Annotated in this window: 17 protein-coding genes and 1 pseudogene; 11 read left to right on the top strand and 7 right to left on the bottom strand. The window is 61.9% G+C overall.

Annotation, left to right across the window (positions count from 1 at the left end):
• The first annotated feature begins 55 nt into the window (after nt 1–55).
• The 4 genes from AC5P98_RS18190 to AC5P98_RS18175 are packed head-to-tail and all read left to right on the top strand — an operon-like array spanning nt 56 to nt 3,621.
• Nucleotides 56–1,480 carry a virulence factor TspB C-terminal domain-related protein gene (locus AC5P98_RS18190; RefSeq protein ID WP_164214003.1) on the top strand — a complete coding sequence of 475 codons (1,425 nt, stop codon included), beginning with the start codon at nt 56–58 and terminating at the stop codon, nt 1,478–1,480.
• A gap of 2 nt (nt 1,481–1,482) precedes the next feature.
• The gene (locus tag AC5P98_RS18185; protein ID WP_049405310.1) at nt 1,483–1,794 is read left to right on the top strand and encodes a DUF2523 family protein; all 312 of its coding nucleotides are present in this window, start codon (nt 1,483–1,485) and stop codon (nt 1,792–1,794) included.
• Nucleotide 1,795: 1 nt separating this feature from the next.
• Nucleotides 1,796–2,998, top strand: coding sequence for a zonular occludens toxin domain-containing protein (locus AC5P98_RS18180; protein ID WP_495230137.1), 1,203 nt, complete (start codon nt 1,796–1,798; stop codon nt 2,996–2,998).
• Nucleotides 2,995–3,621 (top strand): TraX family protein, encoded by a 627-nt coding sequence (locus AC5P98_RS18175; protein WP_164214001.1) that lies wholly within the window; start codon nt 2,995–2,997, stop codon nt 3,619–3,621. The genes AC5P98_RS18180 and AC5P98_RS18175 overlap by 4 nt, the downstream gene beginning before the upstream one ends.
• 93 nt (nt 3,622–3,714) lie before the next feature.
• On the opposite strand, the gene AC5P98_RS18170 is transcribed toward AC5P98_RS18175, so the two are convergent.
• From AC5P98_RS18170 to AC5P98_RS18160, 3 genes are all read right to left on the bottom strand, one after another.
• Nucleotides 3,715–4,107, bottom strand: a complete 393-nt coding sequence (locus AC5P98_RS18170; RefSeq protein WP_164214000.1) for a hypothetical protein — start codon at nt 4,105–4,107, stop codon at nt 3,715–3,717.
• Nucleotides 4,108–4,174: 67 nt separating this feature from the next.
• Nucleotides 4,175–4,528 (bottom strand): DUF3653 domain-containing protein, encoded by a 354-nt coding sequence (locus AC5P98_RS18165; RefSeq protein WP_164093704.1) that lies wholly within the window; start codon nt 4,526–4,528, stop codon nt 4,175–4,177.
• Nucleotides 4,529–5,047: 519 nt separating this feature from the next.
• Nucleotides 5,048–5,332, bottom strand: coding sequence for a hypothetical protein (locus tag AC5P98_RS18160; RefSeq protein WP_017354460.1), 285 nt, complete (start codon nt 5,330–5,332; stop codon nt 5,048–5,050).
• Nucleotides 5,333–5,455: 123 nt separating this feature from the next.
• On the opposite strand from AC5P98_RS18160, the gene AC5P98_RS18155 reads away from it, so the two are divergent.
• From AC5P98_RS18155 to AC5P98_RS18145, 3 genes are all read left to right on the top strand, one after another.
• The gene (locus AC5P98_RS18155; protein ID WP_017354461.1) at nt 5,456–6,592 is read left to right on the top strand and encodes a site-specific integrase; all 1,137 of its coding nucleotides are present in this window, start codon (nt 5,456–5,458) and stop codon (nt 6,590–6,592) included.
• Nucleotides 6,593–6,781: 189 nt separating this feature from the next.
• Entirely contained in the window at nt 6,782–7,021 is a 240-nt protein-coding gene (locus AC5P98_RS18150; protein ID WP_146027648.1) for a hypothetical protein, read from the top strand.
• 312 nt (nt 7,022–7,333) lie between these two features.
• Entirely contained in the window at nt 7,334–13,393 is a 6,060-nt protein-coding gene (locus AC5P98_RS18145; protein WP_495230136.1) for an ATP-binding protein, read from the top strand.
• Between the two features lie 804 nt (nt 13,394–14,197).
• Here the strand turns inward: AC5P98_RS18145 and AC5P98_RS18140 are convergent.
• Together AC5P98_RS18140 and AC5P98_RS18135 are read right to left on the bottom strand one after the other, a co-directional pair.
• Entirely contained in the window at nt 14,198–14,554 is a 357-nt protein-coding gene (locus AC5P98_RS18140) for a hypothetical protein (RefSeq protein WP_495230135.1), read from the bottom strand.
• A 497-nt stretch (nt 14,555–15,051) separates the two neighbouring features.
• Nucleotides 15,052–15,426: a hypothetical protein gene (locus AC5P98_RS18135; protein WP_102947326.1), complete on the bottom strand. Its 375-nt coding sequence runs from the start codon at nt 15,424–15,426 to the stop codon at nt 15,052–15,054.
• 138 nt (nt 15,427–15,564) lie between these two features.
• Between AC5P98_RS18135 and AC5P98_RS18130 the strand changes: the two genes are divergently transcribed.
• The 3 genes from AC5P98_RS18130 to AC5P98_RS18120 all read left to right on the top strand — a co-directional run bounded on the left by AC5P98_RS18130 (nt 15,565) and on the right by AC5P98_RS18120 (nt 17,994).
• Entirely contained in the window at nt 15,565–15,789 is a 225-nt protein-coding gene (locus AC5P98_RS18130) for a hypothetical protein (protein WP_102947325.1), read from the top strand.
• A 74-nt stretch (nt 15,790–15,863) separates the two neighbouring features.
• On the top strand, nt 15,864–17,531 hold the full coding sequence (locus AC5P98_RS18125) for a cyclic nucleotide-binding domain-containing thioredoxin-disulfide reductase (RefSeq protein ID WP_102947324.1): 1,668 nt from the start codon (nt 15,864–15,866) through the stop codon (nt 17,529–17,531).
• 160 nt (nt 17,532–17,691) lie between these two features.
• On the top strand, nt 17,692–17,994 hold the full coding sequence (locus tag AC5P98_RS18120; RefSeq protein WP_102947323.1) for a putative quinol monooxygenase: 303 nt from the start codon (nt 17,692–17,694) through the stop codon (nt 17,992–17,994).
• A 41-nt stretch (nt 17,995–18,035) separates the two neighbouring features.
• On the opposite strand, the pseudogene AC5P98_RS18115 reads toward AC5P98_RS18120, so the two are convergent.
• Nucleotides 18,036–18,637, bottom strand: a pseudogene (locus AC5P98_RS18115) (DDE-type integrase/transposase/recombinase); the annotation flags it as partial.
• 143 nt (nt 18,638–18,780) lie between these two features.
• Nucleotides 18,781–19,833, bottom strand: a complete 1,053-nt coding sequence (locus AC5P98_RS18110; protein WP_102947322.1) for a DNA-binding protein — start codon at nt 19,831–19,833, stop codon at nt 18,781–18,783.
• Between the two features lie 223 nt (nt 19,834–20,056).
• Here AC5P98_RS18110 and AC5P98_RS18105 point away from each other — a divergent pair, with 223 nt between their 5' ends.
• On the top strand, nt 20,057–21,331 hold the full coding sequence (locus tag AC5P98_RS18105) for a tyrosine-type recombinase/integrase (protein WP_102947205.1): 1,275 nt from the start codon (nt 20,057–20,059) through the stop codon (nt 21,329–21,331).
• Nucleotides 21,332–21,334: the final 3 nt, after the last annotated feature.

Below are 21,334 nucleotides of genomic sequence, written 5' to 3'. Positions count from 1 at the left end.
AACGCCCTGGATAGGGCAGGGGGCTTGGGATGGAAGGGTGGATCTGGCTCGGCGCATGGCTGGTGGCCTGCGCGATCATCTTCGTGGACTTCAGCTGATGCTGTTGCCATTCAAATGCAGCCGCGCTCTGAGCGCATTTTTGCTCGCGCTGGCAGCGACGTTATTTCTATACGCCGAACCGGCTCGCGCAACGGTCTGGTATCCCGATGAAGGCGCGGCCTACGCTGGTTGCATGGCACTGGCGGCCAGCACACCTACCGATACTTCGTATGGTGCTGGTACATGCACGAGGCTCGGCACAAACATGTTCAACTGTCAGCAGCCATTTATCGGCTCTGGCTCAACGGGGCCACGGGGCTGTGGCTTGGCGTTTGACCCGTATAAGGATTCAAATCACGGCTTTCCGGAAGGCAAGGATTGCGCGAGCCGTCCCGACTGGAACGGCCCATATCCGTACCTCAACGGGGGCAAGCCCAAGAACGGCTCGGTGACGTGTAACGCCGGCTGTAAGCAGGCGTGGTACTCGACTGGGGATGGCTACTTCAACGGCAAGTACACGTCCGATCCTGGCATTTGCTCCAACTACGATGAAGATAAGTGCAATGCTCAGTTTCCGGGCTATCACTGGAATGCGGGCATGTCTGCTTGTGAGCCGGATGACGGAAAGTGCAAGGACGGCGGCAAGCAAAACTCGCTCGGGCAGTGCGCGCCTGAGCCTTGCCCTGATGGCATGGCGCAGCAGTCGGACGGCACATGCAAGAAGAAGGACAACGAATGCCCGGCTGGTCAGGTGCGGTCTCCTGATGGCAAGTGCTTGCCAGGCGATGGGCAATGCGCAAGTGGCGAGGTGCGCGGTCCCGACGGCACGTGTAAGAAGGATTCCGACGGTGACGGCAAGCCCGACGAGCCGGGCGATAAGGACTCTTTCTCCGGGGGCGACGATTGCAGCTCACCGCCGTCATGCAGCGGCTCGCCGATCATGTGCGGGCAGGCGCGTATCCAATGGCGGATTGAGTGCAACACGCGTAGGAATCGAAATATAGCCGGTGGCCTGTGCAGCACGATGCCTGTTTGCACGGGTGAGAAGTGTGACGCCATGGAGTACGCCGGACTCCTGATGCAGTGGCGCTCGGCTTGCGCGCTGGAAAAGATGGCGAGCAATACCGGTTCTGGCGGTGGAGACGGCGACGTAAAGGCGATTCGAGACGCGCTCACCGGCACGGGAGGCTCTGTCACAACACCAGCTGATCGGCCCGCTTCCGATGTCTGGACGCCGAGTAGCGGGCAGCCGACGCGGCCTGATACGTCCGGCTATGGCTGGGGTAGGGGATGCCCCCAGCCGCCCGCAATTGAGGTTATGGGCCAAACCATCGCGTTCGATATCACACCGCTGTGCCGGTGGCTCGGCTTGGGCAGCTATTTCGTTGTCGGCCTCGCCGCGCTGTTCTGCCTTCGCATCATCGCCAGTAGGGATGCCTAAACATGCCAATGCTCATCAGTACGTTGCTGACCGCGCTCGCTGCGCTGTTCCGTTCGAAGTGGGGTCCATGGGTTGCTGAGGCCATGGTGTGGCTTGGCATCTCCTGGGCAACGAATGAATTCCTCGTGGATCCATGGATCAGCCAGATGGAAGACGCAATGCGTGCCGGTGCGCCGGGGGGGGAGTGGGGCGCGCTGGTGGTGTCCTATGCCGGCATCATGAAGTTCGATGTGGCTTGCACCATGATCGCTTCCGCTGTTACGGCAAAGTTCGCGGTTGGTGCCGCGAAGACGTTCCTGACGAAGCGAACCTGACATGCCTATCGAACTGTTCACCGGGCAGCCCGGCAACGGTAAAACCGCGCTCATGATGGAGCGCCTTGTCGAGGAGGCGAAGGCAGCGAATCGCCCGATTTTTGCTGTGGGCATTGATGGCCTCGAGCCCGGCCTTGCGACTGTCCTTGATGACGCACGGCACTGGAACAACAAGGACACCGAAGGTAACTACATCGTCCCGAACGGCTCGCTGATCTTCGTGGACGAAGCATGGAAGTGGTTCGGCCATCTGCATGACGCCACAAGGCAGCAGACGCCCAGGCATGTACTGGAACTAGCCGAACACCGACACCGTGGCCTTGACTTCGTATGGACCACGCAGCAGCCAAACCAGCTGTATCCGTTCGTGCGCGGCCTGATAGGTGCGCACTCGCACGTGGTGCGGCGTTTCGGCACGAAGATGCTTGACGTCTATCGTTGGGGCGAACTCAACGAGGAAATCAAATCGCTCGCGAAGCGAGACATGGCCCAACGCACCACGCGGTTGCTGCCGTCGCAGGTGTTCGGTCAGTACAAGTCGGCTGAGGTGCACACGATCAAGGCACGAATTCCGCTCAAGGTTCTGGCGCTGCCGCTGATGGCTCTCGTTGGCCTTGGCCTCGCCTATTGGGCGTACACGTTGTTACGTCCTTCCGCCGTTACGGGTGTGGCGGACACAAAGGGGACGCAATCGGCGTTAGCCGATGCGGCCCCTGCGAACGCTGGTACCAGCTCGCGAAAGGAAGGTGCGCCACGCTGGCCCTCAGCCGCTGCCTATGCAAAGGATCATCTGCCGCGCATCAGCACGATGCCGTGGACTGCGCCGGTCTTCGATGATCGTCAGGCGCGATCTGACCCGCAGCTGGTGTGTATGTCGTCCATGGAGGGGCTGGACGCGCAGGGCGTTCGCCAAGAGGCGAGCTGCCGCTGCCTCACTGAGCAAGGGACAGCATATGAGCTGAGCCAACCCGAGTGCCGCACGCTCGCCCGCAATGGGCCGGTTTACAACCCGTATCGTGAACGGTCGGAAGATCGGCGGGACCAGCGCTTTGAGGCGGCCGGCCAGCCGCGCCCAGCGGAGTCTGTGGCACTGACGGGCAGTGTCGTCCAGCACGTGGAGCGGACCATGGGGAGCTTCCCCGAGTCGCCGCCGTTCCCAACCGAAAGCTACATGACCACGGCGCCAGGACCGGACAAGCTATGACCAGCAGTGCGCGCGAGCTGTTGAAGTGGCTGGCCGTCGTTCTCATGACGTGCGACCACGTCGCCAAGGTGATCTACGGCGGCTATGTGCCAGGTCTCAGCGAGGCGGGCAGGGTAGCGTTTCCCCTGTTCGCACTGGTGATGGCCTACAACCTCGCCCAGCCCGGCGCTGACGCGGTTAAGTCGGTGCGCAGGCTCGGCATGTGGGGGCTGATTGCGCAGCCGGTGCACGCCTTGGCGTTCGGGTACTGGTTGCCGTTGAACATCCTGCTCACGTTCGCCCTGTGCGCAGTATTGATCTGGCTGGTCGACCAGCGGAGGTGGGCATGCCTGGCTTTAGCCGCGGCTATATTGCCCCTGTTCGTCGACTACCAGTGGGCCGGGGTAGGGTTCGTCCTGCTGGTGTGGTGCGCCTTCAAGTGGCGCCAGTTCTGGCCGTTGCTGCCGGCATTCACCGCGATCTGCTGGTTCAACGGCAACCTGTGGGCGCTGGTGGCCATTCCGGTGGGGGTGAGCCTGTCGCGGGTGGCGCTGCCGGTCCCGCGTGGCCGGTGGGCCTTCTACGGCTACTACGTGACGCACCTTGCGTGCATTGGGCTTCTGGCGCCTATACTGCGGCCATGAATCTGCGCCGCTACCTCAACGTTCACTACTGGGTTGCCCGATGGATGGATCGGGCATTCGCGCGTCAGCAGGCTCGGCAGAAGCGCTAAGCGCTCACCGGCAGGTTTCGCCCGGCACGTTCTCCCAGCCCCCAGGGATACGGCGGAACGCAACACCACTGATGCAGCGTAGTTCCTCGCGTTGCCTTTTCGATTCGGCGTCCCTTTCGGCAGCTGCTCGGCGCAGCCGAATTTCCGCGATTTTTGCCTGCTTTTCGGCTTCGTCAATTACACCGGGCGGAGGTATCGCGGCAGTGCTTGGCATTACCGGTGGCGTTGCTTCGGTGTTCCGCGTGAATCGTGCATTCCATGCGTCACCTGTCTTCAGGTGCAGCCAAATTCCAGCACCGGCCATGCCCAGTAGCAGCACGGCCCACAGGCCGAGCCACGGAAACTCCCAGCGTGCGCGCGGGATGGGTTGTAGGTACTCCGGTCGTTCGCGTTCCATACGGCCCCCAAGGCGTCCTGTACGCATTCTAGCCGGGGTGTAGGGGCGGCGCCCCTACGGAAGCGCCTCACACGCGCTGGCGAGGTCTCGGCCCCGGTACCGGCAGGACTGCCGCTGGTGGCTCGGCGTCGGGGCCAGCCAACGCCCTGGACAACCGCCGTTGTCGCCGTGCCATCAATGTGGCCACGTCGATCACTTCGGCGGAATCCATTGCGCTGGAAGGCTTCCCGGCGGGCACCGATCGCAACTGCGCCATCATCCGGCGCCATTCCTGCGCTTGGCAGGCGGTGAGCGACAGCCAGGCCAAATCCTGCGGTTCCAGTTCGCGGCCTTCGGGTGTGATCAGGCGATCACCGAGGAAAGAAAAACCGGCCCAAGGGCCGGTCAAGTCGATACGGTGGTGCGGGTCGAACTCAATCATGCCGCGATCTCATCCTTGGCCGGGGACTGAGGGCGCAGGCAAGAGCCGAGCCAGAGGCCCAGCCATTGCCACGCGGAGCCAACGAAGGCCCAGATCCGGCGGATACGCGATTTCGCATAATGTATATTATGTTCTAGCCAGACTGGCCCGGGCGACCGCCGCCCGGGCCCAACCCGCGTGTTGAGCGCTGCGAATTTGGGGCAGCTTGCGCGGCAACTTGTAGCAATTGATGCGCTGAGCTACGTGCAGTCCCAATGACTCGCTGTGATCTTGGTGCATCACCAATGGTGCGTCGCGAATCTGTTGCATCTCCAATGATGTTGCCAAGGCGTTGCAGCCACGCGCTTTCGAGAGCATCTAATTTGGGAGACGGCTATGACCGTCGGCTTCATTTCTGAGCTAGCTCAGCGGCTTGGACCCTCCAATTTTGAAGAGTCCAAGCGAACAATTCACTTGCTGGCTCCGGTGTCGCGGTCCCCGAGCCCCAACCACGTCAGAACCCCTTGGACTTCGGCGGTGTCAGTCAAGGCGCTGACTGATCCATTCCCATGTCGCCTTGCTGAGGTAGCCTTGGTACTCGCCACGGACAAGCTGGGATACAAAAATCCCGTCATTCTTATCGAGCTTCTGTTGAAGATCGGCAGATAGATCGTGAGCGCTCATATCCCCGGACACCCAGCGGACCGACTCCAGATCAGGATCTGCTACGTTCTGGTAGCGCTCCAGGTGCTTGAGGAACGCAGTCCTCTTTGCGTCGTAGTTGGCTTCTCGGTTCAAATTCCAGGTGACAACATAGACGGCCATTTCGATCCTTCGAGACTGACACCGAACGTGTCTCCGTGATCTTAGTAAGTGCGACATATACGGTTCCGATAAGATATATTTATCGGAACTCAGGCTATTTTTAATCCCTACTTTCAACCACTTATGAGCGACCTTCTTCCAGCTCTGACCACCGCGGCTCCTGCCAATCCGACTGTGGCGCAGCTCTCGCAGTCCTCGGCGGACGCGGTGCGCGAAGTCTTCGCCGAAGCGGCCTCGGCCAACACCACGCGCAGTTACGCCACCGCCTTGCGCTACTGGGCGGCCTGGTACCAAGGCCGCTACGGAGCGGTCATCGCCATGCCGGTCGACGCGTCTTGCGTGATCCAGTTCATCATCGATCATCTGGCCCGGCGCTCAGGCGATGCCCTGACCTGGGAGCTGCCGCCGACACTGGATGCGCTTTTGGTGGAAGGCAAATTCAAGCAGCGCCAAGGACCGCTCAAGCTGTCGACCATCGTCCACCGCGTTGCGGTGCTCTCCAGCGCCCATCAATTGCTCAAGCTGGCCAATCCCTGCGAAAGCAGCGAGGTTCGGCAGCTGCTGGCCAAGGGCCGTCGCGCCGCACATAAGCGCGGCGAGCGGCCGAGCAAGAAGACGGCGATCACTGCGACCGAATTGATGGCGATGATTGCGACCTGTGAGGACGATCTTGTTGGGAAACGTGATCGTGCCCTGCTCTACTTCGCCTTCGCCAGTGGTGGGCGCCGTCGGAGCGAGACGGCCCATGCCGTCTTGAGCAAGCTTGCGCCGATCGACGGCGGCTACCTCTACCACCTGGACGTCGGCAAAACGCTTCAGGAGGGCGTCAAAGCAGGCGGCTCGCCGGACAAGCCCTTGTTAGGTCCACCGGCCGAAGCGCTTCGCACCTGGATCGAAGCGGCTGGACTGCAGGAGGGTGCCCTCTTCCGCCAATTGACACGCGGGAAAGTTGGGGCCGGCTTGTCACCCAAGTCGGTGGCCACCATCATCCAGAATCGCGCCCGCGCTGCCGGATTGGTGGGGAGCTTTGGCGGTCACAGCCTACGATCGGGTTTCGTAACGGAAGGTGCTAGGCAAGGAATTGCCCTGCCAGCCATTATGGCAATGACCGATCACCGATCGGTGGTCAGTGTCATCGGCTACTATCAGGCCGGTGCGGCCGAAACGAATCCGGCGGCTCGAATGCTGGAAGCTGCCGCAAGGTCAAGTGCCGAGCGCCCCATAGGGCGGTATGGAGACACGACGAGCGCTGAGTCCTAGGCAATCGTGCGGTCAAACTAGTAGAAGTATCCTTTGATCGTCGCGGCTTCGCTGCGATCTATCACTGTCGGTCTCTGATGATCTCCCGTCGCAGTCGGCCCTCACGTCACGGAGATCGGGTGATCTGTGCCCGATGCTTGAGTCGGCCGTCTCCAGTAAATCGCGCGCGGCTACACCAAAGATCCTGCGATGCTTGGCGGTGCGAAAGGCAATGGCCACTCGACCCTGCCGTCCGATTTGCCGCTCTCGCATGGCAAGAAGAATCCCGTTTATGCGGTCATGGTCGAAGGTCCGGACGGCACCAGATTGCAAGCAGAAGCGGAGCTTCGTCTCGACCACTTTCGACCTGGCGGCTACAAACTGATTGCCTATCTCCCTAGACTCGATAAAGCTGATGTGCCCGTGATTAGCAAAGTCTGGAAGGTGTAAGTCGAGCCTCCGTTTCGGGCCGACAGCTGCCATGCTTCACCCCCGATAATTCCCCCTGCCCCCCCCTTTGTTCCGTTGATGTCCGCCTGCGGCCACATGCGTCCGATCAGCTCCTACGGACAAATGTCAGCCATGGGCTGAACAGCCGTTCTCGCGTCCGTGCGAGTGACCGATGTGATCGACGACGGATATACTTCGATTCACAATGCCGCTCGATGCGGCGACGGCATACCCGCTGGTGCTCGACGCCCCCGGGTTATGCTGGAGCGGCTCCCTTTTCTCAGGTTCGCACCCACTACCCAATCCATATTTATGGCCTCGAAAGCGCCCAAAAATTCGCAGCCATCCGCTGCTACAGCTCCCGCAACGGCACCGGCGGAGGGCGAACGCCGAGCGCTTCGTGGATACGTCGGCCAGTACGAGCGCGCGGGCGCTGCCATCTATGCCGCGCTTGAGCGCGACGAGCTGCTTTGGATTGGCGTCGCTGACCGCAACGCGGGCATTGCGGACGACCTGGTACTAGGATTCGATGGATTGGTGGTCGGTCACCAGTTCAAGACGTCCAAGTTCCCAGGCACTTTCACTGTTGAGACGCTGTTTACTGGTGCCAATGGTCTCTTGAAGCCCCTAGTTCAAGCTTGGCAGTGCCTGTCCAAGGACAACCCAGGAAGTCGCGTCGAGATTCACTTGGTCGTCAACGACTTTCCATCGGTTACCGACAAGCCAGGCGACGGCAGGCTACGGCACAGCGCTGCATTTCTCGAGGAGTTCCAACAGCATCCAAATCGGTCGCTGTCGGATTGGTCCGCGCGAGGATGGAGCCGACTGATCGACCACCTGCGCCGCGAAGCCGGCTTAAATGATGACGACTTCGAACAGTTCATGCATGCCCTGCGCGTGGTGTGCGGAGCTGCAGCGAACTTCATCCAGTCGCACAAGCTGAATGCGGAGCAGGCGAGACAGGCATGCGAGATTGCCAGCGTGCTGCCCAAGCTAGTCGCCGATGAACGCGACAAGGACAGGTGGACGCGTGACGAGCTGCTTCATGAGCTTGGATGGCGCGATCCCGCCAAGACTTTGCTCATCCATCGGTTCCCGGTCGGCGCCTATGTCCAGCGCAATCGGGACACTGAGGTCAAGCTACTAGCAGCGCTTCATGCCTCCAATCACGGCTACGTCTCACTCATAGGACCACCTGGCTCCGGAAAATCCACTCTCCTGCAGGTTGCGCTGGCCACTGAAGCAAGTGTCCGGCTCGTTCGTTACTTAGCGTACGTGCCGGGCGCGGCTCAAGGCGTGGGTCGTGGGGAGGCCGACAACTTCCTGACCGACGTAGGTACGCAGCTGCGGAACAGCGGTTTAGTTGGGCTTCGTCTTCGCGATGACTCGCTATCTGAGCGCCGCGAACAGTTCGGCGTCCTGCTACGGCAGGCTGGTGAGCGCTTCACTCGCGAAGGGATCCGTACAATCATCGTTGTCGACGGGCTAGACCATGTGCCACGCGAAGAACGGCCGACCAATTCGTTTCTGGGAGAGCTGCCTCTTCCCGCGGCAATCCCAAATGGGGTCGTGTTCGTGCTCGGCACGCAACGGTTGGATCTCGCTAATCTGAAGCCCGCCGTAAGAGCGCAAGCGGAGAAGAGCGAGCGACAGGTTCTCATGGGGCCTCTCGGTCGCGAGGAACTCACCTGGATGGCGGATGCGCTAGGCTTGCCTGCCGAGATTCCAAGATTGGATCTCAGCAATCTCACGCATGGCCACCCGCTGGCAACGCGCTACTTGATTCAGGCACTGCTGCACGCTGACGAAGCTGGTCGCAAGCACCTTCTTAGCGGCGGGATGCCGTTCGACGGCGATATTGAGACTGTATATTCAGCTGCTTGGCGCGAGATCGCAAACGATGTCGATGCCATGGATGTGCTGGGCTTCATCGCTCGGGCTGAGGCACCCATGGACCTGCGACTGCTGGCCACGATGGTCAAGGAGTCCTCGATTGAACGCGCCCTGGTCATTGCGCAGCACCTGCTCCGCAGTTCATCCCGGGGATGGAGCGTCTTCCACAACAGCTTTAGGCTGTTCGTCATCGCTCAACCGCGAACCCGCCTCGGGAGCGTCGACGCTGAATACTCGCAGCGCGTATACCGCAACCTTGCCCAGTTGGCGAAGAGCGCGCCACCTGAATCGGCACAGTACTGGCTTGAGCTGCGCTACCGCGCGCGTGCCGGCGACGGTGCCGATGTACTGGCATTGGCGATGCCCGCTCGCTTCAGGCAGCAGCTGGCTGACGGGCGTTCTATCGCCGAGATTCACGCCGACATCCGCCTCGCCCTGCTGGCAGTGCGTGAAACGCACGACGCGACCGCCTTTACACGACTGCTGCTGTGTCGTGACGAAGTGGATCGGCGCAAATCAGCCCTTGAGTACGCCAACCAACTCCCGCTGGCTATGCTGGCGGTGGGGAACATTGAAGCAGCTGTCTCCCTCGTGCAGGACTTCCCCAGCCAGGGCTACGAGGTCGTCGACGCCCTACTAGCGCGAGGCGACTTCGACCGCGCGAAGGAGCTGTTTGAAAGCCTCGAACCACTATCGCAGCTCCATACGCCCAAGTTCAGAAACTACGGGCACCAGCACAACATCAAGGAATTCGAAAGATGGGCAATGCGCGCCGTCCACTTCCGAGACACCGAGCAGATCCAGATAGCGATTGATCATCTCGCCGCAGAGGGTCTAAGGGAGCCGGAAACGGTGGATCCGCAATCTGCCGTAGCGCTGCGGCTGCATCTTAGGAGGGAAGCCGCAAAGGCGATGCTAGGTCAGAAGGTTGGCTCCGATCCTCAAGAACTATGTAGCAAGCTCGGAGTAGCCAACGAAGATAAGCCGTCGGTGATGGTTCACGCAGGGCTTGCGGCCAGTCGACGTGGCGACGTTGGGCAAGCGCTTGCGCTGTTTGATAGTGCCGTCGCTCTTCCCCGGTTCGGGGAGGTACCAAACGGCTACCGTCAACGGATGGCGCTGATCGCATTCGAAGCTGGCCGTCGTGACCTAGCCGAGGCCCTGTTCGACAAGCTGGTCGCACCGATGATCTCCATGTGCGACGACAAGACGGACCTGGCTGGGCTGGGCAATCTGGTCGGCGCAGTGATGCATCACGCGAGGCTTTGCACGCTGCTCAAGAGGCCACTGCCAAGCGTGACACCGTCGAAGCACACCTTCCTTCATCCACTCCAACAGCACGCTTCGACGATAGGTGTGCTTCTAGCTCGCGCTGCCGGCGTCAACGGGTCCTTATCGGCAGGCGGCATCCAAGGCATAGCCCGCACGTCCCTTGGGTATGTCCTACGTCTCGCATCAGAAGGCGGCAGCGAGTCATACCGTATCCAGCAGTCTTTGAAAGCGATCCCCACGCTCGTGCAAGCGCTGCTGAGGCTCGGCGCCGAGCGCGGTGAGACTGAGTATCGCGCGGTACTTCGGGAGGTTGACTCAGCCATCGCTTCATCGGCGTCGAAGGGAACTGCTTACCTGCGACGCAGATTGGCTGTCGATGCATATCGCGTTGACGGTGATCGTGCGGCGGCGGCGGATCGGCTTAATGCCCTCGTGGCGGAGCTTAAAGAAAGTACACCAAGCGAGCAGATCGACGGGCTAGCGAATCTAGCCATCGGGTTGGCTGCGGTCGGGGAGTTAGAGCGGGCGAATCAGTTGCTGGCGACGGTTCCTGAGCAATGCCTTGGCTATGCCTTGGCTCCCAAGAAAGACCCGCAGTACGCGATCTGGCGAAACACTCTAGCTCTCGCGAACGCGGCTGACCCGGAAAACCGTGTCAAGCGGGTCTCAGACCTGATGCGTCAGGTCGGTGGCATGACCAAAACGGAAGGGTCGTCGGCCGCGCGTCGCCTTACCATGGCACTGATTAAGGAAGCGATGCAGGTTGGACCTCGCTTCGGCTTCGAGGTGTCAAAGACACTGGCGGATTGGCATCTAATCGGCTGGCCGAATCGTGTCGACCTGCTCATGACGGGGATGGTCAGGCGAAACCCTGAACTCGTCTTGGCATGCGCGACCGTCTGGTGCGGTCTCTGCCTGCCATTCTATATGGAACCGCACTACCGGGATCCGTCCCATGTTGGTGACTTCATCGACGCCTCCGCGGACGCAGCCGGCCCTGACCAGATTGAACCGCTCGCTCTGATGCTGCTTGGGGCGGTCGAGGTAGCCAGCAGAGCGCACGAGAGAATCACGCTGCTCCAGCGCATTCACAAGGCTTCCGGAAAGCATGGATTCTCGTCGCCTGAGCTCGAAGCCGCCATCGCCCGGTGGACGCCAGAAGCGCCGGAGCCTCGACACTCGTATACGTCTAACAAGTACGCCTCGGAAGCTACTCTCGCGGATCTTGAACTCGCGTTTGAAGCAGATAGCGACGAGCTGAACCACAACGCCCCGGACCGTTTCGAAGAGCTGGCAGACATAGCTCCGATTCATCTGGCGCGAAGGGTCTTTGAGCGCTGGCAGGTATTGCAGGACAACGCACGCTGCCGTTTCCTGATGGTGAAGCGGTTTGCTGCAGCCGATGAGGTCGATTACGCCAAGAAGCTTATGCAAGGCTACGAGACAAGCAACGACCCCTGGAGTTCCTGGAGCCAAGGGATGGGTGGCGGCAAGTTCTTCTACTTTAAGGCGAAGAAGCTTCTGCACGGATCATCCACATGCCCTGCGGCCTTCGAGAACATAGTCGATTCAGTGACAACGGGCCAGGAGAATACCCAGGCACTGCTCACAGAGCTGGATTCGATACTGCCGGTCATCAGCTTGACGCCAGATTGGCCGGCTATCTGGTCGCTGATTGAGGAGCAGATGACCTGCACTCGCGAGTTCCAGTTGGGGCGACCCTTCCAGTCGAGCGAGCTACCACTCAGCGACACGGACCTTTTGGAGGAGTTGCTGCACTTTGCCTATCGACTTCCCATTGCAGAGGTTCAGCGGCACGCGCGCAATTGCGCCCTGAGCTTGGCAAGGCAAGTCGGACAGGGTCAATCTTTGTTCACATCCCTTATCCGGCGACTTATGGACGGTGACTTGGACGCCCCCTTGCAGGCACTCGGAACGCTGCTCGCTGCCGACAGCGCGAACCTCGAGCCCGTATTGGGCCGCGCCGTAGCTGCAATGGTCAGTCACCGTGACATTGCAGTAGCCGAGTCAGCCACGCTCTTGTCGCATCGGTGGGGGCTGGCTGTCTCTTTTGACGCGACGCCACTGCCGCTCTTCTATCTCCTCGAATTCAGTGACCTGCCAGAGAGCGACCAGGCATTCACGGACGAGAGAACTGGTGCAATGCGCGTCGAATCGCCGCTTGGCTGGACTCGTATGTTGCGCTCGACGGCACGTCACATTGCAAAGGCGGCAGACATCGAGGAGATGACAGTTCGCCGTCGCGCGGCGATGTTCATCCAGGATTGGGGTGGACTTGAGGCCTTCGGGCCCTCTGGTGTCAAAGAGCTTGAGGCTCAGCTTCGTGTCCTTGATATGCAGATCACTTACATGAAGCCACACGCCTACATCGCCATTGCTGCCCTTCGCCACGTCGCAGGGGAGCTGCGCCTGGCCGGCAAGTTGGAGAGCCGGGACAGTCCGATGCTGTTGGAGAGATTGGGCTACCCGCTTCCGCCTCGGCCATTGATGCTCCCGCGAGTTCGTCCCGAGTGGATTCGAAGGCCGCTGATTGACCGAAGTGCCGGTTGGTCCGAGCGAGAGCAGAAGTGGATTGACGAGGTTGACGGCGATGTTGCCCCTTTCCTGGCGCACTGCGACGGCCAAGTCGTGGCCGAGGTGTCTCGCTTCCATATCCACAAGGCACGACTGTCAGAGCACCGCTTCTACCGCTTTAGAGCACCTTGGGCAGAGACTGATAGTGAAGAGTTCGACGATTGTTACGCCAAGCTGCCCATCGCTGTTTGGCTAGGCCAGTACGTCCCACTCGACAATGATCTGGCACCAACGCTGGTAAGGCGAGTTGTCTGCTCCGTGGACATGGGCTTTGACACAGCGGCCAATCCGTTTGCATTATGCCCAAACTGGGTTGAGGGGCTTCGCTGGCGCGCTCATGACGAGACACCGAGCGTATTCTTCGATGCGAGCGGAACGGTGGTCGCAGAGCTTCACTGGTGGCGTGACGCTGGCCCGGTTGGAATCGATGCGGATTCTCTGTGGGGCGAGGGTTGCTACCTCGTTGTGACGCCGGCTGGCCTGGAACAACTCACCGCCGCTTATGGGAAAGAGTCCTTAGCCGTTAATGTGTTCGCAAGCAGGCATATAGAGCAGCCGAGTAATTGCGGGCAAACTCTCCTAAGAACGGCGAAGGGCGGATACTCGGTCTAAGGCCATCCATACTCCGCTTCGATCCTAGACGCTAAACTACAGGCTGTTATCGCTGACGCAGCCCTTCTGGCGTAAGAACTGGAACGACCGCTATGCGTCGGAAGCAGCCATTGCCCTACCACGATAGACACCCCGAATCCATGTTTGGCCTTGAGCCTGCTTCGGTCCATCGCTGTTGGAGCCAAGGCTGAACCTAAAGCCCATCCTTCCTGGGCGCATCGGATAAATCGGGAGAGACTTCAATATCTTCTAGCCGGTCACTCCCAGGATTCGCGCGGAGCCTGGAAAAGAGGCAGAGTCGAATCTTGGCGCTAGTCGAAGTGACACCATTGGTCCAGATCTCTCCTAGATCTTTGAGCGCAGCCTGCACCCACGCTGCCCCGCTGCCCGTTGAGGTAGCCGGCCTGCATACGCCCACGGCCCAGCAGATCCGACTGGGCCATGTTAGGCGTCACAACCTGGAGCGGCTCACCTGGCGATGCCAGCTGGCCCCATATCGGCTGGACCACGCAAAGCGCCGTCTGTCACCACAGGGATACGCCGAAGAACAGCGTTCATCCGGCGGTTCTTCGGCGACCTGCTACCAAGGACTTACTGGGTCCCAAGCTGCTTGAGTGACAGTCCCGCCTGAGTTGCCGCCCTGTTGCTGTTCGGCCACAGCTGATTGTGCCCGCGTAGAACCAATCAGTGTGCACAGGGTCCTTTCATCTATGTACATCGAATTCACAATGAGCCAACAGGACCGAGTATCTATGCGGGGCGCAACACCAAGATGACTAGCCGGCTCCATCTCACCCATACGCATCATTCAAAGCGCTGTTCCCGTCGACTGTGATCTTCCGCCTCCCTCTGTCGCTCTCTTCGCACTGTGAGCTCGATCCGTTCAAGCCTCTCCGCCACAAGATTCCTAACTTCGGCCAATGGATGCTCCAGCAGCTCAGCAAAAGCTTTGGCCCGAATTTCTATGATGTCAGCCAACGAGCTAGACCAACTCATGGGCTGGATTCCGGCAAACATCACATCGACGATGCATTGCTTGTCCACTGCGGCTTCCAGCAAGCCTTTGATGGACGCACTGAGGACAACGCGTTTGGGATGTTCTAGTGGTATATCGGTTGCCTCTACAGTTGAGTAGGCGCAGGTCGCTGCGGCAACACCCACGATCCGATCTTGATGAGGGTCGGCAGGGATTCGTGCGAAAAACAGCCAAAAGTTACCTAACAGGCTGAATCTGTAAATGATTTCCCTTATCGAATCGGTTCTTGCGCATTGAGCGGCATATCCAGAACCACGTCGCACTCCGAGGTAAGGTGTTTCAAAAGCGCGGGCACGGGCGGGATCATGCAGGTGCGACCTTTGGGCATGAACGCGTTGATTCCGCTGCGGTAAAACGCGGTGCCTCCCGAACTGCCGGCCTTGGAGAGCACGAGCGCTTTTGCCGGCCGGCGGATGGGTTGACCACCGTCGCCAGCGGGTACGCATGAAACCCGCCATGCGCGTTGTAGATGATCATGGCGTCACCTACTCCCGGCGGCTGCGCCTGCAGATGGGCTTTGACAGTGGTCGATGTCCAGCCAAACAAGGGATATCCCTCGGGTTCCGGGATCTTCTTTTCACGAATCATGCGGGTTCGGTTTATGCCACCACCGATAAGGCGTTCATTGGCCCGCCCTCGGGTGCACCCGCGATCCCGGCGCGCCGGCGACCAGCTCGGCGAACGCCTCGGGGTCGACATCGGCGAACTCGGCTCGCGCGCTCGCGCGTGCCTGCGCCTCGCATTCGGGTTGGAGCGCCCGCGCATCGGCCAGACAAACCGTCGCGCTGTCGAGCGCGGCGGTTGCTGTGGCGGTCGACTCCTCAAGTTGAGCCACCACAGCCGATAAGAGCTCCTCATCGCCGAAAATCTGCCGGCGGATGAAATCGCCCAGCGACAGCCGCGCCGCTTTCGCGCGGCGGCTGGCGTTGGCCTTTTGCTTGGGGGGCATCAGGACCACGACCCGTTCCGTGGCGTGCTCGGGGGTGTTGACACCCATGTCGGACTGCCCGCATATGTAGGTGTGTCAACACTTGGCACATCCGCACGCCGCCGGCGCATCGATCGTCGATGACTGCCGTTCGAATTTTGGGGGCGCTGTTATGCTCACTCGTACGCAATAAGTTCCAGGACTGGCATGGAGCGCGACCGCTATCCCCTTCTCACCATCCCGGTGCCGCCTGACTTCGCCGAGTACTGTGAAGGCCACGGCGCTGCCCCGGCAGCGGTCCTGCAGGCGTTCATGGCCGACTTGGCGCCGACCGTTGAAAGTGGCACTAGCCTGGACCGAGGGAGAGCCGCCCAGTGGTTTCATGCGATCGCGTGGGACCTGCCGCGCTGGAGTGACGAAGACGTTGACTGACCTCACGACCAGCTTCAACCTCATCACGACCATATAGCTAACATACGTTGCTGGAAAACCTCCCGCGCAATCATATGACCAACTCGACCGACCCTTGGACCCGCCGCCGCGCGCAAGCGTTTCCGACGCTGACCCAGGCGCAGCTCGAGGCCGTTCGGGCCTTCGGGACGGTGCATGACGTGGAGGCGCACGAGGTGTTGTTCGATGTCGGCGAGCAGCACGCCGAGTTTATTGTGGTTCTGAGCGGGAAGTTGCGCATCTCCCACTTGGGCTGGGAGGGCGAACAGGAGATCACCGCGCACGGGCCGGGTGAGTTTTCCGGCGAGATCGATATGTTCTCCAACCGGCGCAGCCTGGTGCGCGGGACCGTGATCGAGGCAGGCCAGATGCTGTTCATCGCTCGCGAGGGATTCTGGAGGCTGATCGCGCGGCATGCCGATATCGCCGAGGTGGTAACGCGCGCGTTCATCCTGCGCCGCACCGCACTGATCGAAAATCAGCAGGGCAATGTCATCGTGGTCGGCTCAAGCCACACGGGCGGCGCCTTGCCCATCAGAAGTTTCCTGACGGGAAACGGCCACCCCTATCGCTATGTCGACGTGGACAGCGACGCGAGCGCCGAGACGTTCCTGCGCGAGCTCGGCATTGCGCGCGCGGACCTGCCGGCCGTCGTCTGCCGCGGCGAGCTGATGAAGCGGCCGTCGCCGCGCGCGATCGCCGACTGCCTGGGGCTGTCGGAGCCGCGCGAGGCGGTGGAGGTCTACGATGTGGCCGTGGTGGGTGGCGGGCCGGCTGGCCTGGCGGCCGCGGTGTATGCCGCCTCGGAAGGTGTGCGCGTGATCGTCATCGAGGGCACCGCGCCGGGCGGCCAAGCGGGCACCAGTTCGAAGATCGAGAATTATCTGGGCTTCCCCACGGGTATATCGGGCCAGGCGCTGGCCGGGCGCGGGCTGACCCAGGCGCAGAAGTTCGGCGCCGACGTGGTGACACCGCGCAGCGCGTGCTCGCTCGATTGCCGCCAGCGACCGTTCACCCTGGGACTCGACGACGGCGAGGCGATCAAGACCCGCACCGTCGTCATCGCCAGCGGCGCCGAGTACCGGCGCCTCGGTCTCGACAACGAACACGATTGCCAGGGCGCCGGCATCTATTATGGCGCGACCCATGTGGAGGCCTCGCTGTGCGAGGATGAGGAGGTGGCGGTGGTGGGCGGTGGTAACTCCGCCGGTCAGGCGGCGGTGTTTCTCTCGAACCGTGCCCGGCACGTCCACATGCTCGTGCGCGGGCAAGGATTGGCCGACAGCATGTCGTCGTATCTGATCAACCGAATCGAGCCGTCAGACAACATAACGCTTCATCGGCATACGGAGGTCGCTGGCCTGATCGGCAATGGTGCGTTGGAGAGCCTGCTCTGGCGGAACAACCAAACGGGTGAGACCGAGGAGAGGCCTATACGCCACCTGTTCGTGATGATCGGCGCGACCCCGAATACGGGGTGGTTGGGCGGGTGCCTGGCGCTCGACGACGCAGGCTTTATCAAGACCGGCGGCGATCTGGCCTCGGAAGATCTGAGCCATGCGGGCTGGGCCCGTGACCGGAGGCCCTTTCTGATGGAGACCGACCGGCCTGGGGTCTTCGCGGTTGGCGACGTGCGTTCCGGCAGCGTCAAGCGCGTGGCTTCGGCCGTCGGCGAGGGCTCGATCGCCGTGCAGTACCTGCATAGCATTCTCGGCGAGAGTTGAGCTGTCTAACCAATGCAAAGTGATGTGGTGGCGGTATGCGGAGTAGCCATTCTCGGCGTCTTGTTCCAGATTGTCACAGGAAGAGCGAAACCGCAGCACCGGACCGGGTCAGTGCTGAAGCTGCCCGGGCCGCGTCCATCCAACCCCAAGGAGAACCGACATGGTAAGCAAAGCACTATGGGTCCCACTCGAAGCCAAACCCGGCAAGGAAGCCGAGGTCGAGGCGTTTCTCAACAGCGGCCTTGAACTGGTTCAGCAGGAACCCGGCACCGCGACCTGGTACGCCGTAAAATTGGGGGCGTCGACGTTTGGCATCTTCGACACCTTTGATGACGACGCCGGTCGAGACGCCCATTTATCCGGCAAGGTCGCCGAAGCCCTGATGGAACAAGCACCGGATCTATTCGCGAAGGACCCGGAAATCCACAAGCTCGACGTACTGGCTGCCAAGGGTGCCGCATAGCCCGCACGCCGGCAAACCCCGTACGATCACCCGAGAGGATGCTACTTGTCGCATCCCGCACGATCATAAGGCCGTTTGTTGAAGAGCATCGGATGGGACTTGTACCAATCCTTCATGGACTGGATCGGTGTCTTGCTTTTCAACACGGACTGCGGCAACTGGTGGTTGTACAAGGCCACGTAACGTAACAGGGTGTGCTCCAGGTCGTCGGCGCCATGGAAGTGGTGGGTGTTGAGCACGTCGCTGATGCGGCCATTGAAGCGCTCGACCATGCCATTGGTTTTCGGCGTCCTGGGCTTGGTCAGGCGGTGCTCGATGCCCAAGGCCCGGCACAGCCGGTCGAACTCGTGATGGCCACTGGGCTGACGCTCGCGCGTGGCGAACAGGCGATCGGTGAACTCCTTGCCGTTGTCGGTCAACAGTTGACGATCTTGATCGGGCTGGCCTGGTGCAGCGCCTGCAAGAAGCTGTGGGCACTGGCGGCGCTCTTGTCGCTCTTGATCGCCACGAACACCCAACGCGTGGCCCGATCAATGGCGACAAACAGATAGCGTCGGCGACGCTCATCGGCCATCTGCGGCAAGTACTTGACGTCCATATGGAAGTAGCCCGGCTCGTAAAGCTTGAAGGCCTTGTGCGGCACTTTCGCAGCGGCCGGCTCGGCGGCTTGCAGTTCTTGCCACACCATAAGACAACGGGCGTGGTAAGCCTCCCGCGCGGCGCCAGCCCCGCGATGGCATCATCAAGTTTGCTCATGTGAGTCTCCGGACGTTCAACGCGATGAGGCTAAGGGGCGGCCTTCTCACGGGATGAGATCGCATCGGCCGCGCTGTCGTTGGCGTGCTCGGGGCGGAATTGTGCCAGCAACTGTTCCAGCGTTTCCTGGCGCACGCCAGCGCGCAGCGCATTGGCTTCGGCTTGCTCGCGGCGCTCCCGCTCCCGGGTGGTTTCGGCGCGGGCGTCGGTGAGTTCGATGCGTACGCTGTCCAGCGTTCGTACGTCCTCGGCCCATCGTGTCTGCAGGGCCTGGTGCTCGGTCGCGGTCAGTCGCAACGCATCCAGTTCCCGTTGCTGTGCCTCCGCGGTGTGCTTGGCCTGCGCCAGTTCGCGCTCCAGACGCCCGTGGCGCTCCAGCCACTGGCCGTTGTCGCGATTGAGCTGCAGCAGCTCGTGGTTCTTGGCGGTCAGCGCTTCGTTGGCCTGGCGCAATGCGACTTGCAGTTCCTGCACCTGCTGCTCGTGCCGGCGCTGCTCCTGTTCGCGCTGCTCCTTGACGGAGGTGCGGTAGTGCTCCAGCGCCTGGCGTGCGTGCTGGTGCTTCTCCTCCAGCGAGCGGGCGTGCGCCTCGTGCTCGACCACGCGCGTCGTCAGCCCGGCGACGCGCTCCTCCAGCTGGCGCACCGTGGTGTTCGCCTCAGTGAGGGCCTGCTGCCCCTGCGCGCGCGCCTCGGTTTCGGCCTGCAGGGCGGTTTCGGTGCGTTGCAGTTGGGTGCTCAGCGCGGCCGCCTCCTGCCGTTGGCTCTCCAGCGCGGCTTCGCGCTCCCGCATTTGTGCCTGGAACTGCTCCCGAGCCTCGGTAATCGCAGTCTCGGCTTCTTCGTGCAGGCGTGCTGCGAGCCGGCCGATCAGGTCCTGCAGCGCATCGCTGACCGCCACCGTCGCCCCGACACCCTGGCCTTCCTCCGCCTCCAATTCCTTGAGGTAGCGATGGATGGTCGTCTTGGAGCCCGTGTTGCCCAAGGCGATACGAATCGCATCGAGAGAAGGATTGATGCCTTGCGCCAACAGGCTGTCCCGCGCCTTCTTGATTTCCGACTTGTAGAGCCCGCCGCGTGCCATGTCCGCCTCCTGAGAATTTCGTACCGTAGTACGTACTACGTATTTACGTACTATATAATATCAAGTCAAGCCGTATTTACGGCTGACTAGTTACGCGGGATAATGTGGAATTATCCCGCCTTAGCCCCAAAACTGGGGTAGAGTCGGCCCGAAGCGGTACGAAACCCTCAGCGCAGGCGATTCGTCGTCGGTCCGCAGCGATGGCAAGCGGGGAGCACCCACCATGAGCACGGTCGAGCAGTACCTGGATGCGGCCACCCGCGCCAACACCGAGCGCGCGTACGCCGGCGCGACCCGTCACTTCGAGGTCGACTGGGGCGGTCATCTGCCGGCGACCGCCGATCAGGTGGCCCGCTACCTGGCCGCCTACGCGGGGCAACTCGCACTCAACACGCTCAAGCACCGGCTCGCAGCCTTGGCCCAGTGGCATCACGCGCACGGCTTTGCCGACCCCACGCGGGCCCCGATCGTGCGCAAGGTGCTCAAGGGCATCCAGACCTTGCACCCGAGCCAAGAGAAGCGCGCCACACCGCTGCAGCTCACGCAACTGGGCCAGGTGGTGGATTGGCTCGACGGCGCCGCGGCCGCGGCCGGCACGCGCGGCGATCCGGCCGGCCGGCTCCGGCACCTGCGCGATCGCGCCCTGGTGCTGCTGGGCTTCTGGCGCGGCTTCCGCGGCGACGAACTGGTTCGTCTGCAGGTGCAGGACCTGCGCCTGGTGCCCGGCGAAGGCATGACCTGCTTCCTGTCGCACAGCAAGGGCGACCGCCAGCACACCGGCCGGACCTACAAGGTGCCGGCGCTGTCGCGCTGGTGTCCGGTCGCGGCGACCTCGGCCTGGATCGCGGCGGCCGACCTCCACGAGGGCCCGCTGTTCCGCGCGGTCGACCAGTGGGCGGGGATCGCCGCCACGCCGCTGCATCCCAACAGCCTGGTGCGCCTGCTGCGGCGGATCTTCCGCGAGGCCGGCCTGGCCTCGCCCGACGACTACAGCAGCCACTCGCTGCGCCGGGGTTTCGCCGGCTGGGCCAACGCCAACGGCTGGGACGTGAAGGCGCTGATGGAGTACGTCGGCTGGCGCGACGTAAATTCGGCGATGCGCTACCTCGATGGCGCCGATCCGTTCGCCCGTGAGCGCATCGAAGCCAGTCTGCCGCCGATCGCGCCCCCGCGCCTGGCGCTGCCGGCGCCGGCTGTCGCGCCGGTGCCGAGCACGACAGTGGAGGCGACCATCACGCTGACCCGGCTCACCCCGCGCGTGCGCGGCCTGGCCAAGGCCCATCGGCTGATCGAGCAGATCTGCCTGCACCCCCACCAGGCGCAGCGGCTCGATGCCGATGGCACTCGCTACCGCCTGGCGATCGCCGCATCTGACGACGCGGCGCTGGAAGAAACCATCGCGATGCTGCTCGACGAGATGCACCGCATCGCCGACAACCACCAGTGCTTCCTCGCCGTCGCCTTGCGCGATGAAGCGGGCGGCCGCCATTGGGACTGAGCT

The sequence above is a fragment of the Stenotrophomonas sp. YJH_SMC_135 genome, assembly GCF_059372355.1.
Note: the sequence above shows the minus strand (reverse complement) of the source record. Positions and strands in the feature narration are given on the sequence as shown.